13 protein-coding genes are annotated in these 15,409 nt (G+C 55.6%); 11 read left to right on the top strand and 2 right to left on the bottom strand.

The window, feature by feature from the left end; all coding sequences use genetic code 11:
• Positions 1-81 precede the first annotated feature (81 nt).
• The 9 genes from J2Z70_RS25485 (at position 82) to J2Z70_RS25445 (ending at position 7,245) form a co-directional block, all read left to right on the top strand.
• Complete coding sequence (locus J2Z70_RS25485; protein WP_209877843.1) at positions 82-1,110, top strand: amidase domain-containing protein; 1,029 nt, start codon at positions 82-84, stop codon at positions 1,108-1,110.
• 19 nt (positions 1,111-1,129) lie between these two features.
• The gene (locus J2Z70_RS25480; protein ID WP_209877841.1) at positions 1,130-2,221 is read left to right on the top strand and encodes a D-alanine--D-alanine ligase; all 1,092 of its coding nucleotides are present in this window, start codon (positions 1,130-1,132) and stop codon (positions 2,219-2,221) included.
• A 47-nt stretch (positions 2,222-2,268) separates the two neighbouring features.
• Positions 2,269-2,586: a hypothetical protein gene (locus J2Z70_RS25475; RefSeq protein WP_036723794.1), complete on the top strand. Its 318-nt coding sequence runs from the start codon at positions 2,269-2,271 to the stop codon at positions 2,584-2,586.
• Positions 2,583-3,590: a UV DNA damage repair endonuclease UvsE gene (uvsE, locus tag J2Z70_RS25470; RefSeq protein ID WP_209877839.1), complete on the top strand. Its 1,008-nt coding sequence runs from the start codon at positions 2,583-2,585 to the stop codon at positions 3,588-3,590. The genes J2Z70_RS25475 and uvsE overlap by 4 nt, the downstream gene beginning before the upstream one ends.
• A 180-nt stretch (positions 3,591-3,770) precedes the next feature.
• Positions 3,771-4,658: an inositol monophosphatase family protein gene (locus tag J2Z70_RS25465; protein ID WP_036723796.1), complete on the top strand. Its 888-nt coding sequence runs from the start codon at positions 3,771-3,773 to the stop codon at positions 4,656-4,658.
• A 16-nt stretch (positions 4,659-4,674) separates the two neighbouring features.
• Complete coding sequence (locus tag J2Z70_RS25460) at positions 4,675-4,965, top strand: hypothetical protein (protein ID WP_036723798.1); 291 nt, start codon at positions 4,675-4,677, stop codon at positions 4,963-4,965.
• A gap of 165 nt (positions 4,966-5,130) precedes the next feature.
• A complete protein-coding gene (locus tag J2Z70_RS25455; RefSeq protein ID WP_209877837.1) occupies positions 5,131-6,423 on the top strand; it encodes a stalk domain-containing protein in 1,293 nt (430 codons plus the stop codon).
• 104 nt (positions 6,424-6,527) lie between these two features.
• On the top strand, positions 6,528-7,091 hold the full coding sequence (gene def / locus J2Z70_RS25450; protein ID WP_209877947.1) for a peptide deformylase: 564 nt from the start codon (positions 6,528-6,530) through the stop codon (positions 7,089-7,091).
• Complete coding sequence (locus J2Z70_RS25445; protein ID WP_209877836.1) at positions 7,072-7,245, top strand: hypothetical protein; 174 nt, start codon at positions 7,072-7,074, stop codon at positions 7,243-7,245. The genes def and J2Z70_RS25445 overlap by 20 nt, the downstream gene beginning before the upstream one ends.
• Positions 7,246-7,596: 351 nt before the next feature.
• Here the strand turns inward: J2Z70_RS25445 and J2Z70_RS25440 are convergent, their stop codons facing one another.
• On the bottom strand, positions 7,597-8,913 hold the full coding sequence (locus J2Z70_RS25440; protein ID WP_209877835.1) for a glutamate-1-semialdehyde 2,1-aminomutase: 1,317 nt from the start codon (positions 8,911-8,913) through the stop codon (positions 7,597-7,599).
• Between the two features lie 105 nt (positions 8,914-9,018).
• Positions 9,019-10,077 carry an LCP family protein gene (locus J2Z70_RS25435; RefSeq protein WP_209877834.1) on the bottom strand — a complete coding sequence of 353 codons (1,059 nt, stop codon included), beginning with the start codon at positions 10,075-10,077 and terminating at the stop codon, positions 9,019-9,021.
• A gap of 102 nt (positions 10,078-10,179) precedes the next feature.
• Here J2Z70_RS25435 and bcp point away from each other — a divergent pair, with 102 nt between their 5' ends.
• Both bcp and J2Z70_RS25425 read left to right on the top strand, forming a co-directional pair.
• Positions 10,180-10,641: a thioredoxin-dependent thiol peroxidase gene (gene bcp, locus J2Z70_RS25430; RefSeq protein ID WP_209877833.1), complete on the top strand. Its 462-nt coding sequence runs from the start codon at positions 10,180-10,182 to the stop codon at positions 10,639-10,641.
• Positions 10,642-10,761: 120 nt separating this feature from the next.
• A complete protein-coding gene (locus J2Z70_RS25425; RefSeq protein ID WP_209877832.1) occupies positions 10,762-15,048 on the top strand; it encodes a 2-hydroxyacyl-CoA dehydratase in 4,287 nt (1,428 codons plus the stop codon).
• The last annotated feature ends 361 nt before the right edge of the window (positions 15,049-15,409 follow it).

The following is a 15,409-nucleotide window of genomic DNA, read 5'->3' as shown; positions in this document are numbered from 1 at the left end:
TTGTGGCGGTGAAACCGTGAAGGAATATTCTTAGCTTACATCATATACATTCTTATCTGTGAACGAAAGGGCGGAGGATGAATGGAGCAGCAGTGGAAGAAAAGTCTCTATGTCTATGTGGACCAGCTGAACAAGGGGCGGGTTGCACCTGGCGCCGAACCGCGCCATACCACAATTAGGGACCCCCGGTTCCTGGACGAACAGCGCACGCGTTCCCGCCGGATCGCCCAGTGGTACACCCGCCGGGGCATTACTCCGCTGCGCGGGGAGACGGGGGTGCGGACGCTGCGGACCGTGCGGCAGAATCCTGCCGAGGTGGTCGCCGATGTGGCGCTGCACAGCGCCTTCTATTATGAGAAGGGCGGGATGACACACCGTGAGGATGTGGTGGAGTCGGAGCGACTGACCTTTGTACGTGAAAAAGACGGCTGGGAGATTGTGAACGTGGAGCGCCGCGTGCCTGAGCGGAATGGGGTGCGCAAGGTGGTGGAGAAAGATCCGGCACTGCGGCTCTCGGAATGGGGGGAGGCTCTGCCCGATCCGCGTCCTTCCCAGCCGCTGCTGAACCGCCGTGTCCTGAAGGGCGCAAGCGGCGTAAGGGAGGTGCGGTACCGCAGGGAGGAGGCTGCAGCCTATGCCGACCTCTGGTGGAAGGAGGGGAATCCGGAGTTTGAGATTTTTGAGGTGGACTGCACGAATTATGTCTCCCAATGTCTCTTTGCAGGGGGAGCGCCTATCAACTATACTGGTAAAAGAGAAACGGGCTGGTGGTACAAGGGCTATAATGGAGCCCAGGAATGGTGGAGCTTCAGCTGGGCGGTCTCCGACAGCCTGAAGCGTTATCTGAGCGGGAGCCGTAGCAGCGGGCTGCGGGCGGAGATTGTCGAGCGGCCGGAGCAGCTTCAGCTGGGCGACATTATTCAGTATGACTGGGACGGCAACGGACATTATCAGCACAGCACGATCGTTACCGCTTTTGATGCTGGCGGGCAGCCGCTGGTGAATGCGCGGACGGTTAGCAGCCGTCACCGTTTCTGGGATTACAAGGATTCCTACGCCTGGACGGACCGGACGGCATATCGTTTTTTTCATATCAATGACTATTTATAGATCAGAAAGAGGTTAGGGCATGGGGAACGCTAAAACTACCGTAGGACTGGTGTACGGCGGCAAATCCGGAGAGCATGAGGTATCGCTGCAGACGGCTTATGCGGTTATGAACGCTTTTGACTACGATAAATATGAGATTATTCCGTTCTATATCTCCAAGCAGGGGGTATGGAAGGTAGGTGCAGTGCTGGAGGCTCCCTTCCCCGCGATTGAGCAGCTTAAGCTCTCCGGGGTGGCTGGTGACATGGGTACAGCCCTGAATGCCTTGTTCAGCGGGCTCAGCGGAGGCGAGCAGGTAATAGACGTCATGTTCCCGCTGCTGCATGGTACGAACGGCGAGGATGGCACCATTCAGGGACTGTTCGAGATGGCGAATATCCCGTATATCGGTGCAGGGGTGCTGGCTTCATCGGCGGGTATGGATAAGGTAGTTATGAAAAAGCTGTTCGGCGAGGCGGGGCTGGATCAATGTGATTACTGCTACTTCAATGCTGCGAACTGGAGACAGCGCAAGCACGAGCTGATTGTAGGTCTGGAGGATAAGCTGGGATATCCGGTATTCGTCAAGCCTGCCAACCTGGGCTCCAGCGTAGGAATCTCCAAGGCCACGGACAAGGAAAGTCTGATCAAGGCTGTGGATTATGCCTTCCGTTATGACACGAAGGTGATTATTGAGGAGTTCGTGGATGCGCGGGAAGTGGAGGTGGCGGTACTCGGCAATGAGGAGCCGGAGGCCTCGGTTCCGGGTGAAATCGTCTCTTCCGGTGAATATTATGATTATGCGGCCAAATACACGGACGGCAAATCACAGATGCTGATCCCGGCACCTGTCGATCCCGAGGTAGCGGACCACTTGCGCGAGTCGGCGATATTGGCCTTCAAGGCTATTGAGGGCAGCGGAATTACCCGGGCCGACTTCTTCCTGCGGAAGTCTGACGGCAAGATTCTTATTAATGAAGTGAATACCATGCCAGGCTTCACCCCGTTCAGCATGTATCCTCTGCTGTGGCGTGAGACTGGTGTGTCCTATAAAGCGCTGCTGGACCGTATGATCGGGCTGGCGCTGGAGCGTTACCGGTTCAGACAGGGCCTGAAGTACGATAATGAATAAACCACGTTGATCGGCGGGAGCATTCCGGCCGGGAAGGAGAGAGAAGCATGGGGTTTCAATCAGAATTCAATTCGGTGTGCAAGTTCAAGAATGAGCAGGAGCTGTACGAGCTGCTGGAGTACGGACGTACCAAGATGGTGAAGCAGGGCTTCCGTGTCTATCCGACCGGCCAGAAGGTGATCGCCTATACCCCGGAGAATGTAGCGGTGGCCATTGTCAAAATTTCTGCGTCGATTGCTGAAATCAATTTTCAGGGCAATGAGGTTACGGCGGTGGAAATGGATCTGGTCCGGAAGCTGAATGAGGAAGAGTCGCGCGTTCAGACGGCTCTTGCCTACGAGATGTTCTTCGGGGAAGAGGGATGATTGTCCGCTTCGGCTATGTTGCCATGTCTACGGTGATCCCTGACTGTTCTCCCTCCAAAACGATGACGATGGCAAGCTTCAACAAGCTGGGCGACCGGGAGGCGGGCCTTCGTAAGCTGGAATCCATCGCCCGGATGAATCTGCATAATACGCTCCGTCTGCTGAAGCATAATGTCGGATCGGATATTAAGGTCTACAGGCTCACCTCCAAGCTGGTTCCGCTGGCCACCCACCCTGATCTGGCGGACTGGAATCCGCTGGCTGCTCTTGCGGAGGAATTCGCTGAGGTGGGCAGCTATGTGAAGAAGCACGGGCTGCGTGTCAGCTTCCACCCGGATCACTTCACGGTGCTGAGTACGCCGCGGCCGGAGGTGCTTGCAAGCTCGATCCGTGATCTGCAGCATCATACGGACATGCTGGACGCGATGGGGCTGCCGGCGACGGCTAAGAGCAATATCCACATCGGCGGCGCTTACGGGGACAAGCCTCTGTCTGCGGAACGCTTCTGCGTACAATGCTCCGCGTTGCCGCTTGCGCTTAGAGAGCGGCTGACGCTGGAGAACGACGACAAGACGTTCAACGCGGTAGAGACGCTGGAGGTTTGCCGCAGAATGGAGCTGCCGATGGTGCTGGATATCCATCACCAATGGGTCAACAATGAAGGTGAGCTTCCCTGGGAGCTGTGGCCGGAGATCCTGAAGACATGGACAAGCCCTCTGGCACTGAAGGATGTACCGCCCGGAGGGCAGCTGCCGCCGAAGATCCATGTGTCCAGCCCGCGCAGCCCGTCTGATCCGCGCAGCCATGCCGATGGGGTGGAGCCGGCACCGCTGGTTGCTTTTCTGAAGCGGATTGCTGCGGATACTCCCGCCGTAGATGTGATGATTGAGGCGAAGCTCAAGGATGGGGCCCTGTTCGGTCTGATGGAGGAGATGAAGGGACTGTCGGAAGGCGGGAATGGAATTATGGTACTAAACGGAGCGAGTGTGAATATAGAACCATAACTGGCAAAAAACTTGCCGGCCAGGCCCGTGAGCGGCACCAGTCATGACTTGATAAACCGGCCGAAATGAGGTACGTTGAAAGAAAGTTGAGCAGTCATGTTCTAAGGCAGAGAAAGGGTATCCTGCGGAAACAGCGGTCCCCGGGAGAACAATCATGCGCAAAGAAAGCGGAGTGAAGAGATGAGTCCTGTAAGTCCTGATAACCGAAATGAACGGCAGCCCTATGTAGTTACAAGCAAGGGACATACGGCGGCAGCCATCAATGCTGCGGCCAAAGCGGGGGAATGGATCAAGAGCAGACAAGGCCAGGTGAAGGAGCTGGGCAGTAAGACATCGGCCCAGGATCTGGTCACGGAGGTCGATAAGGGTGTGGAGCAGATGATCCGCCGGCTGATCCTGACCCATTATCCCGACCATGCCATCCTTGGCGAGGAGGGTGTTGAGCCTGGTGCGGAGGCACTGACGGCCGCGCTGGATGAAGCACGGGAGCATGAGTATCTGTGGATCGTCGATCCGATAGACGGCACGACTAATTTCGTGCACGGCTTCCCGTTCTATTGTGTATCGATTGCTCTGGTTGTTAAGGGAGAGCTTACGGTAGGCGTGATCTATGATCCGATCCGGGACGAGATGTTCGTGGCCGAGAAGGGGAAGGGCGCATACATGCACGGGATTCCTACGAAGGTATCGGCTGAGACTCTGCCGGGCAACAGCCTGATCGCCATGGGCTTCCCGCCGGACCGCGTGGTGGCCCAGCCGGCGAATATGGCCGGGCTGCAGCAGATTATGCCGCAGGTCCGCGGCATTCGTGCCGGAGGATCGGCGGCACTGCATCTGGCTTATGTTGCTGCCGGACGAGTGGACGGGTATTGGGAGGTTGGACTGAGCCCTTGGGACTGCGCAGCGGGGGTGCTACTGGTGCTGGAATCCGGCGGCAAGGTCACGAATACGCTGGGTGATCCCTACGATATCGGCACACGCCATGTAGTCGCAAGCAATGGACGAATTCATGATTATCTGGTTACGTCCCTGCAGGCCGCAGATGCTACAGGCTTCAAGAAGCAGTAGGAGGGCTTACACCGTTATGAATGAGAATGAAGATCTGGAGCGGAGGCTAAGCGAGCTTCTGGAGGACGGCGAGATGGAGCAGGCGGACCGGCAGGCCAAGGAGATCCGTCAGATTTCGCCCAAGTATGAGATCCGCATACAGACTACACTTGACCCCATAGTCGAAGAGACGCTTCGTTACCGCAAAATCGCCTATGAGCTGGATGACCGGTATGATAAATATGTGAAGCGCTCAGACCAGGCAAGCGGTCCGCCCAGCACTAGCGAACCGAAGAAATCTTCAGAATCCGGCAGCGGAGAGCGATAAGCTGCTGTTATCCACAGGAGCGGTTTTCCGAATTATCGGGAGACCGCTCTTTTGCGCAAAGATCAGCTGTTGAAACGTTATCTGCTATAAAAAGACGGCAAAGCTGTTTCCACAGGAGCTGGGCGGGATGTTAGAATAGAATTATACTAATTTAGGAGGAATACGATGCTGAAGACATGGAGAAGGTTAATATCAGCTTCTGCTAGCGGACTGCTGTTGTTCACCGTATTAATCAATGTGCATGCAGGTCCGGCGGTTGCCGCTGCAGCAGCCGTGGCGCAAGGAACGGAGCAGGATGTCTTTCGCATCGTGGCACTTGGAGATTCTATTACTGCCGGGTATGAGCCGGGGATGACTGATCCCTCCGTGAAGCCGTACGGATACGCTGAGCGATTACTGGAGCAGGGCTGGTACCACGGCAGAAGTGAGCTTAAGAATTATGGCATTTTGGGCCTTAAGACAGCGGGACTCCTTCAATATACCGGAGCTATTAAGGACAGCGCGGTAATTACGCCGGAGGCCATTCAGCCGGGGCTGTCTGATCCGCGTACCTTGCAATTTGCTGCGCTGGCCCCGCAGATTAGAACGGAACTCGCTGCGGCGGATCTGATTACCATTACCATCGGCGGTAATGATGTCAGCAGTCTGTTCTTGAATTACAAGACGCTGACCGATGCCGATTTCGCTTCCCAGCTTGCGGAGCGTCTGACGGAATACAGCAGTAATGTAACAGCGCTGCTGAAGAATATCCGGGAAGTGAATCCGCAGGCAACCATTCTGCTGGCCGACCAGTATCAGCCTGCTCCGAAAATCGCCCTGGGGGCTTCGTATGACAAGCTGATGAATGCGGCTGCACAGTTCACCATCGCGGCTGAGAATATCGCGGCTACCCTGAACCAGGCAGGCGCTCCGCTTAAGGTAGCTCATGTAGCCGCAAAGTTCGCCGGGGTAGAGGGATCGCTAACTCATATCATCGGAGCCGGGGCGGCAGACTTCCATCCTACGCAGCTTGGATATGAACGGATTGCCACTGTATTCGCTGAAATGCAATGGGGGGAATACCGTACGCCGGCAGTAACGGCGATGGCTTCGGAGACAGCGCCGATGTCCATCGTTGTGAAGGGGAAGGAACTGAATACGCCCAATAAGCTCATTTTGAAGAACGGGCAGAACTTTCTGGCGCTGAAGGATATTCTGAATGCAGTGGGTGCGGATGGCAAATGGGATAACAAAACCTCCAGTGCCACTGTAATTTACGGAGGAAGAACGGTGGTTATTACGATCGGCTCGAAGACCATTAAGGTGAACGGTGCGGATGTAGCGATTGATACTCCAGCTTTTCTGCATAAGGTTGGCAAAGAGGATAAAACCTATCTTCCGCTCGCCGCGCTCGCTACCGGACTGGGCTTCGATGTGAATTACAGCAGCAAGCTGCGGACAGCTTTCATTAATCCTTAATCGCGCATAATCTAACCATAGCATCATCAAATCAGTCCCGTAGTGGAAAAGGTGGATGAACCCAGTTGTCTAGTACAAAGTATAATGCTGATTACATCATCACGATGGAGGATATCATACGGGAAGGCGACCCTGTCCTGCGTACGGTAGCGGAACCCGTACAGCTGCCGCTGCAGGCAGAAGACCGTGGTGTACTGCAGAGCATGATGCAGTTCCTGAAGAACAGTCAGGATGCCGAAATGTCTGCCAAGTATAAGCTGCGTTCAGGGGTAGGCTTATCCGCTAACCAGATCGGAATATCGAAGCGGATGTTTGTCATGTTTTTGAAGGACGATAATGGAAAAAATGTGGAATATACCTGGGTGAATCCCAAGATTATCAGCCATTCATTGGCGATGGTCTATCTGCCGGAGAGCGAGGGCTGCCTGTCTGTGGACCGGCCGGTGCACGGCTTCGTACCGCGTTATGAGTCTGTGAAGGTCAGGGGCTTCGATCTGAATGGCGAGGTGGTAACCCAGAAATTCAAAGGCTATCAGGCGATCATCATCCAGCATGAGATGGATCACCTGGACGGAATGATGTTCTATGACCGGATCAATCCGCAAAACCCGTTCAAGCTTCCGCAGGATGTGGAGATCCGCAGCCTGTATGAGCAGAAGAGCAAGTAGACAAGGAACTTTTCACAAGCACCTGATGTCCGAAGCAGCTATTGTGATAAGCTATGTAGTTGTCGCCTTCACGGGCGGGAGCATGCCGCTTGCCGTTCGGCTGGTGACCCCGCTTGCGGTGGCAGCGTTGTTTGTGTATGGACGGCGCAACTAATGCCGGTAGGGCATCGCATTTTGAGATTTGGCCATGCCCCGACTACGGTACGATCGATTTGCATAAATGTATTCCGTACAACTAAATCATCCGATATTCCACCGATAATCCGTTTAGTTGTATTTCATACATTTAAAAAGTCTTCATGCCGGGGTTCTCACCCATTCGGACAGATTTAGTTGTACAGACTGCAATTAGAAGAGGAAACCCTTCCATTTTTTCGTTTTTAATTGTACAAAATACACCTATCACTGAGTGTTCCTGTTTTCACATGGATCTTAAGTAAACAAAAGGCTGTCCCACAAAGTCATTATCTGACTCTTGGGACAGCCTATTCTTATAGTTGAGCGACTACTTCTCAGCAGCCATAGCCGCGAACGAAGCCTCTGCCGCCTCCAGGGTGAGGTCAATGTCGGCATCCGTGTGGGCTGTGGTCAGGAACCACGCCTCATATTTGGACGGGGCCAGGTTGATGCCCCGGCTCAGCATATGCCGGAAGAAGCTGGCGAACATTTCACCATCGGTATCCTGCGCTTCTTCATAATTCGTAATGGGATGGCTGCAAAAATGTGTGGAGAATGCACCACGAATGCGGTTGATGGTTAGTGGAATACCGTGACGGTCAGCGGACGCCTGAAGTCCTTCGGTCAGGCGGATGGCCAGCCGCTCCATCTCGTCATAGACGCCTTCCGCGCTAAGCACCTCCAGGCAGGCGATCCCTGCCGAGATCGAGGCGGGGTTACCGGCCATCGTGCCGGCCTGATAAGCAGGACCGAGCGGAGCGACCTGCTCCATGACATGCTTGCGGCCGCCGTAAGCGCCAATAGGCAGCCCGCCGCCAATGATTTTGCCAAGGGCAGTCAGATCGGGAATGATCTCCTCATGATTCGCCAGACCGGCATAGGTCTGTGTGGAGCCATAGTGGAAACGGAAGGCGGTAATGACTTCATCATAGATAACCAGGGAGCCGTTCTCGTGCGTCAGCTTGCATAAGCCTTCCAGGAAGCCTGGCTCCGGCATAACCATACCGAAGTTGCCGACAATCGGCTCGACCATAACAGCAGCCACATCCTGGCCCCATTTCTCTAATGCTTCACGCAGGGCATCCAGATCATTGAAGGGGACGGTGATGACCTCTTGGGCGATACTGGCCGGAACGCCTGCGCTGTCAGGGATGCCCAGCGTCGATGGACCTGAACCTGCGGCTACAAGCACAAGGTCAGAGTGGCCGTGATAACAGCCGGCGAATTTGATGATTTTGCTGCGCTTCGTGTAGGCGCGGGCGACGCGGATGGTCGTCATGACGGCTTCTGTACCGGAGTTGACGAAGCGTACCTTGTCCATCGAGGGAATAGCTTCCTTCAGCATCTTAGCCAGCTTGATCTCAAGCCGGGTTGGCGTTCCGTAGAGCAGTCCGTTCTGCGCGGCCTCAGTAATAGCGGCGGTGATATGCGGGTGGGCATGTCCGGTAATGATCGGGCCATAGGCGGCCAGATAATCAATATATTCATTGCCGTCCTCATCCCAAAAGCGTGAGCCTCCGGCGCGTTTCATGAAGACAGGGGCGCCTCCGCCCACGGCCTTGAAGGAGCGGGAGGGGCTGTTCACGCCTCCGACAATATGCTGGAGAGCTTCCTCGTATAACTGTTCTGATGTGCTGCGGTTCATAGCTAATGTTCCTTTCTTCTTGGCTTGCGTCCATGGGAAAGGGCGAACCGCGGCTGATTCCCGCTGTCCGCCCGCCCCGTGTGCCAAGCATGGTTATATTGGATGTTACTTTGTTCCCGGTGAAGCGGAAGGGCTGCTGCCCGGTGAAGCCTCTGCTCCAGGAGTTGGCGATGGTTCGGGTGCAGTGAGCGTATCCTCTACGAACTGCTTCATTGCCTTCTCGCTGCTGAACCCGATCACCTGGGAGCCGTCCTTGAGGGTCTTCTCCCGGATCAGCTTCATCGGCGGAATCTGCTCGCTGCCGCCCATAGAGCTGTCATAACCTACAGCGCCCAGCTTCCACATGTCGCTCGCGTCAAGGTTCGTGTCGATATAAGGCGTAACCTGACCGAGAATATTCGGCAGCTTGATAATTGAAGTGGTGCTGATCACCTTGTCCGCCACCGCCTTAAGGAAGCCGCGCTGGCGCTCGGTCCGGGTGAAGTCGGAGGTGGCATCATGGCGGAAGCGTACATATTGCAGCGCCATTTTGCCGTCCAGATGCTGGAAGCCTTTTTTGAGATCAATGTCGTATTCAGGCCCGTCTGCCTTGGTGGTGTAGCGCATGTCCTTCTCGACCTCGTAGTCCACACCGCCCACGGCATCCACCAGCTTAATGAAGCCCTGGAAATCGGTATAGACATAATATTGAATCGGAATGCCGAGCAGGTCGCTGACCGTCTGCATCGCCGTATTGGGTCCGTAAGTAATGGCGGCATTGATCCGCTGGGTCCCGTGGTCTGGAATATCAACATACGTATCGCGCAGAATAGAGAAGACATAGAACTTCTTCTTCACCGGGTCCAGAGAGGCCACCAGCATCGTATCCGAACGCGGCACTTCGCCCTTCTTCACCCCGCGGCCGTCCACGCCCATGAGTAGGATGTTAACCGGCTCTGTGCCCTCCCATTCAGGTGGCTTAATCGCCTCCGCCGAGGCTGTAGGAACATTGGCGAACGGAGAATCTTCACCTGTCTTGTGGAGGTTATCGAGCTGATTGTAAATTGCAGTGAAATAGTAAACCAGACCTCCGATAATTAAAAGGAGTATGATTGCCAGAGTCCAGAGCAGCGTTTTCTTCTTTGACTTGCCGGCTTTGGCGTGCCGGTTCTTTCTTGGTGGCATTTCGTTCGTCCTTTCCAGTTCACATTCTCTACATTATAATTTCTTTTGGGAAGACACGCAATTTCAGAAATCAACAACCACATTAAGAGGAGTGAATAATAAATGAGTATCACAGTAGGTGACAAGGTTCCGGACTTCACACTCCCTGCCTCAACAGGGGGCAACATCAGCTTGAGCGATTACCGCGGCAGGAAGGTGCTGCTCTACTTCTATCCTAAGGACAGTACCCCGGCCTGCACCCAGGAGGCCTGCGATTTCCGTGATGCCCACGATACGATTGCCGCGAATGGGGCCGTTGTTCTTGGAATCAGTGCCGATCCGCTGGCCTCACACAGCAAATTTATTGCGAAGAATAGCCTGCCCTTTCCGTTATTATCCGATGAGGAGCATACGGTGAGCGAATTGTTCGGGGTGTGGCAGCTTAAGAAGCTCTACGGTAAGGAATTCATGGGGATTGTGCGCTCTACTTTTCTGATTGATGAAGAAGGAATTCTGAGAGCGGAGTGGCGAAAAGTCAGAGTGAAGGGCCATGTGGAGGCTGCATTAGAACAAATCGTGAAATAATTAAGTATGCTGGGAATTAATTGTATTTGTCTGTTACTTTTCTAACAGCTATAGTCAGGCTCACTCGTGATATAGTTGCCTCATATTACTTCAAATTTGGAGCAAGGTATGGGGGATGGCATGAAGAGACTGCGTATTGGGCTTGACGTCGGATCAACTACAGCCAAATTGGTGGTTATGGAACGGGATATCATTATATATCAGGATTATGTGCGTCATTTCAGTGATATAAAAAAAGCGGCGGTTACCCTACTCTCAGAGGTGCAGCATAGGTTCCCCGGCAGTGAAGCGGCGCTCACCGTAAGCGGCTCCTCCGGGTTGTCCCTGTCCAAGCTCGGGGAGATTCCGTTTGTCCAGGAGGTCATTGCCTGCACGAGGGCGATCAGCGGACGGATTCCGGAATGTGATACCGCGATTGAGCTGGGCGGAGAGGATGCCAAAATCATCTACCTCAGCGGCGGCATTGAGCAGCGGATGAACACAGCCTGTGCAGGCGGTACAGGGGCATTCATCGATCAGATGGCCTCTCTGCTGCAGACGGACCCTGCGGGTCTGAATGCGCTTGCGGTGAAGCATGAGCGGATCTATCCCATCGCTTCGCGCTGCGGGGTATTTGCCAAGAGCGATGTGCAGCCGCTGCTGAATGAAGGGGCGCGGCGTGAGGATGTGGCGGCCTCGATCTTCCAGAGCATCGTGAACCAGACGATCAGCGGCTTGGCCTGCGGACGGCCGATCCGTGGGCGTGTTGCTTTTCTCGGGGGACCGTTGACCTTCCTGTCCGCTCTGCGGGACCGGTTCACGGAGACGCTTGGACTGAAGGAGGAGGAGGTGCTGTTCCCGGAGCACTCGCAATACTTCGTCGCCATCGGTTCGGCGCTTGCCGGGTCAGATCCCGTATTCCTGCCGCTCAGCGGCTGGATTGCCCGGATCATGGCTGTAGACTTCTCGCAGGACCGCGCGGAGGATGCAGAGCTGGCGCCGCTGTTCAGAGCGCCGGATGATCTGGCACAGTTCAGACTTCGTCACAGTCAGGCTACAGCACCGCGTTCCGCGCTGGCTGCCTACCGGGGGCCGGTCTATCTGGGCATTGATGCCGGCTCTACCACGACCAAGCTGGTGGTTACCGGAGCGGCGGGTGAGATTCTGCATACCTTTTACGGGAGCAATGGAGGCAATCCTCTGCAGTCGGTTACGGACGCGCTGAAGGAGCTCTACCGGATTCTGCCCTCAGGCTGCTACATTGCGGGAGCTTACGCAACCGGTTATGGAGAGGGTCTGGTCAAGGCGGCGCTGCGGATGGATGGCGGAGAAGTAGAGACGGTGGCCCATTACAAGGCAGCCTCCCGGTTCATGCCGGAGGTCGATTTCATCCTCGATATCGGCGGACAGGACATGAAGTGCATCAAGATCCGCGGGGGAGCGATCGACAGCCTGATGCTTAATGAGGCCTGCTCGGCGGGCTGCGGCTCCTTCCTGGAGAGCTTCGCTTCCGCACTGGAGCTTGGCATAGAGGAGTTCGCCGCTGTGGCACTCGAATCGAAGGGACCGGTGAATCTCGGCTCGCGCTGTACTGTATTCATGAATTCCAAGGTGAAGCAGGTCCAGAAGGAAGGGGCTTCCCTTGCTGATCTCTCGGCCGGGCTGGCCTATTCCGTAGTGAAGAATGCGCTGCAAAAGGTGATCAAGATCCGTAATCCCGAGGATTTGGGCCGGAATATTATCGTCCAGGGCGGCACCTTCTACAATGAAGCCGTCCTGCGGGCTTTTGAGCTGCTGACCGGAAGAACGGTAGTCAGACCTGATATCGCCGGCGTGATGGGCGCTTACGGCTGTGCGCTGATAGCCAAAGAACAGGCGGCCCCGGAAGGAATCAGCACGATTCTCGGACCGGAGGAGCTGGAGGGCTTCCAGTATTCAGTCGCTCCAGGCCGCTGCAGTCGCTGTGCCAACAACTGTGCGCTGACCATCAGCCGGTTCCCGGACAAGAGCTTCCATGTGACGGGGAACCGCTGTGAACGCGGCGCAGGCGGCAAGAAAGAGAAGAACACGCTGCCGAACCTGATGCAATATAAATATGAGCGGTTCTTCGCGTATGAGGGCCTGCCTGAAGTGGCAGCGCTCCGGGGAACGGTTGGACTTCCCCGCACAATGAATATGTTCGAGAATTACCCGTTCTGGCATACCTTTTTCACCTCGCTGCGCTACCGGACCGTGCTGTCTCCGAAGTCTAGTAAGAAGCTGTATGAGAGCGGAATGGATACCATTCCTTCGGAATCCATCTGCTATCCGGCCAAAATGGCCCACGGGCATGTACAGCAGCTGATCGGCCAGGGCGTGGACTTCATCTTTTACCCGGCGGTGGTGTATGAGAAGAAGGAGGATGATGCGGCGCAGAATCACTTCAACTGCCCGGTGGTTGCCTCCTACCCCGAGGTGATCCGCAATAATATGGACGGCCTGAAGGAGCAGGGGGTTCCGCTGGTCAGCCCGTTCCTGACCTTCGACGATATTCCGGCGCTGACCCGGGTGCTGGCGCGAACCTTCGCCGAGGTGCCTAAGGAGGAGATTGCGTCTGCTGTCCAGGCAGGACTGGCGGAAGCGGAGCAGGCGAAGAACGATGTGCGCACCAAGGGCGAGGAGACGCTGGTCTTCCTCACGGAGACAGGTACGAAGGGGATTCTGCTCTGCGGACATCCGTATCATGCCGACCCTGAGATCAACCACGGGATTGCCGATATGATTACCGGTATGGGGCTTGCGGTGCTGACCGAGGATTCGATCTGCCATCTGGACCGCAGCGAAGGGGATGTTGGCGTAGTGAACCAGTGGACCTACCATGCGCGGATGTACCGTGCGGCCCGGCTGGCAGCGGGGAGAAGTGATCTGGAGCTGGTCCAGCTCACCTCCTTCGGCTGCGGGATCGATGCGATTACCTGCGATGCGGTTCAGGAGATTATGGAGCGTCACAACAAGGTCTATACGCTCATCAAAATCGATGAAATCAGCAATCTCGGAGCCGCGCGGATTCGCCTGCGTTCGCTCCAGGCCGCAATGCGTGAGCGCGAGAGAGGTGAGGTTAAGCCGCAGCTGCTCTACAAGCCGCAAGCCAATGTGCCGTTCACCAAAGAAATGAAGGATACCTATACCATCCTTGCCCCGCAGATGTCGCCGATTCATTTCGAACTGTTCGAACGGGTCTTCCAGGATGCGGGCTACCGGCTGAAAATTCTGGAATCGACCGGTCCGCAGGAGACGGAGGAAGGCCTACGGTACGTCAACAATGATGCCTGTTATCCGGCGATTGTAACGATCGGGCAGATGCTGTCGGCATTGAAGAGCGGCGATTATGACCCGGACCGGACGGCTGTAATCATGTCGCAGACCGGCGGCGGCTGCCGGGCGACGAACTACATCTCTCTGCTGCGCAAGGCGCTGAAGGATGCCGATCTGGGGCAGATCCCGGTGATCTCCCTGAATGCCTCCGGGATGGAGAACCAGCCGGGCTTCCGCATCAGCCTGAAGCTGGCGAACCGCCTGATCGCCGCAGCCTGCTACGGAGATCTGATGATGCGCCTGCTGCACCGCTTCAGACCGTATGAAGCGGTGCCGGGAAGCACAGAGGCCTTATTCCGCCAAGGAATGGGACGCTGCAAGGGAAGCCTGTCGAACTTCTCGTTCCGCGAATACAAGCGGCTGACCCGTGAGATTGTTGCCGGGTTCTCGCGGCTGCCAGTTATCTCAGCGGATAAGCCCAAGGTGGGCATTGTCGGGGAGATTCTGATCAAATTCCATCCGGATGCCAACAATCATATCATTGACATGATTGAGGCGGAGGGCGGAGAGGCGGTGATGCCTGATTTCCTGGACTTTATTTTCTATTGTGTCTACAATCCGATCTACAAGGCCGAGCAATTCGGCAAAAGCAAGCGGCTGGGCTATATCAATCCCATGCTGATCTCCTATCTCGAAATCTACCGCAAGCCGGTCAAGGTAGCGCTGGAGCAGGCTGGACTATCCAAAGGCCGGGAGAATATCTACGGTCTGGCCGAGAAGGCAAGCCGCCTCGTGTCGGTCGGCAACCAGATGGGCGAAGGCTGGTTCCTGACGGCTGAGATGATGGATCTATTGGATAACGGCGTGAATAATATTGCCTGCATTCAGCCGTTTGCCTGCCTGCCGAACCATATTACCGGGCGCGGGATGATTAAAGGGCTTAAGGATCTATATCCTGGTGCGAACATCGTCGCTATTGATTATGATGCCGGAGTCAGCGTGGTCAATCAGGCCAACCGGATCAAGCTGATGATGTCGATTGCCAGCGGTCTCGCCGCCGGTACCCAGCCGTCAGCGGATGATCTGGCACAGCTGGTGCCAGTCCTGGCCGGTAGTATGGGCTGTCAGGGGTAGAGCAAGCCGCCTGCGGATAAGCAGCGGTTGAATAGATGAAGAGCGGACCGGAGGAAACTCCGGTCCGCTTGTTTGCCTTCCAGGGCTCAACGCCCATGTGTGCGGGAACCGAACACATGGGGCCCGCAGGAGGCAAGTGGAGAGAATATAGTCGAAAAACCGACTACATTGGATCTGTGTGAGGTGAGTGGGCCGAATGTAGTCGGAAAACCGACTACATGGAGCAGTCGCGGAGCACGTGGGCCAAATGTAGTCGGAAAACCGACTACATGAAGCAGGAGCGGAGCACGTGGGTCAAATGTAGTCGAAAAACCGACTACATGGAGCAGGCGCGGAGCACATGGGTCGAATGTAGTCGGAA

The organism is Paenibacillus silagei, assembly GCF_017874735.1.
In the GTDB taxonomy this organism is placed as follows: domain Bacteria; phylum Bacillota; class Bacilli; order Paenibacillales; family Paenibacillaceae; genus Paenibacillus_AQ; species Paenibacillus_AQ silagei.
The sequence above is the reverse complement of the archived record's forward strand: the minus strand, read 5'-3'. Positions and strand labels throughout refer to the sequence as shown.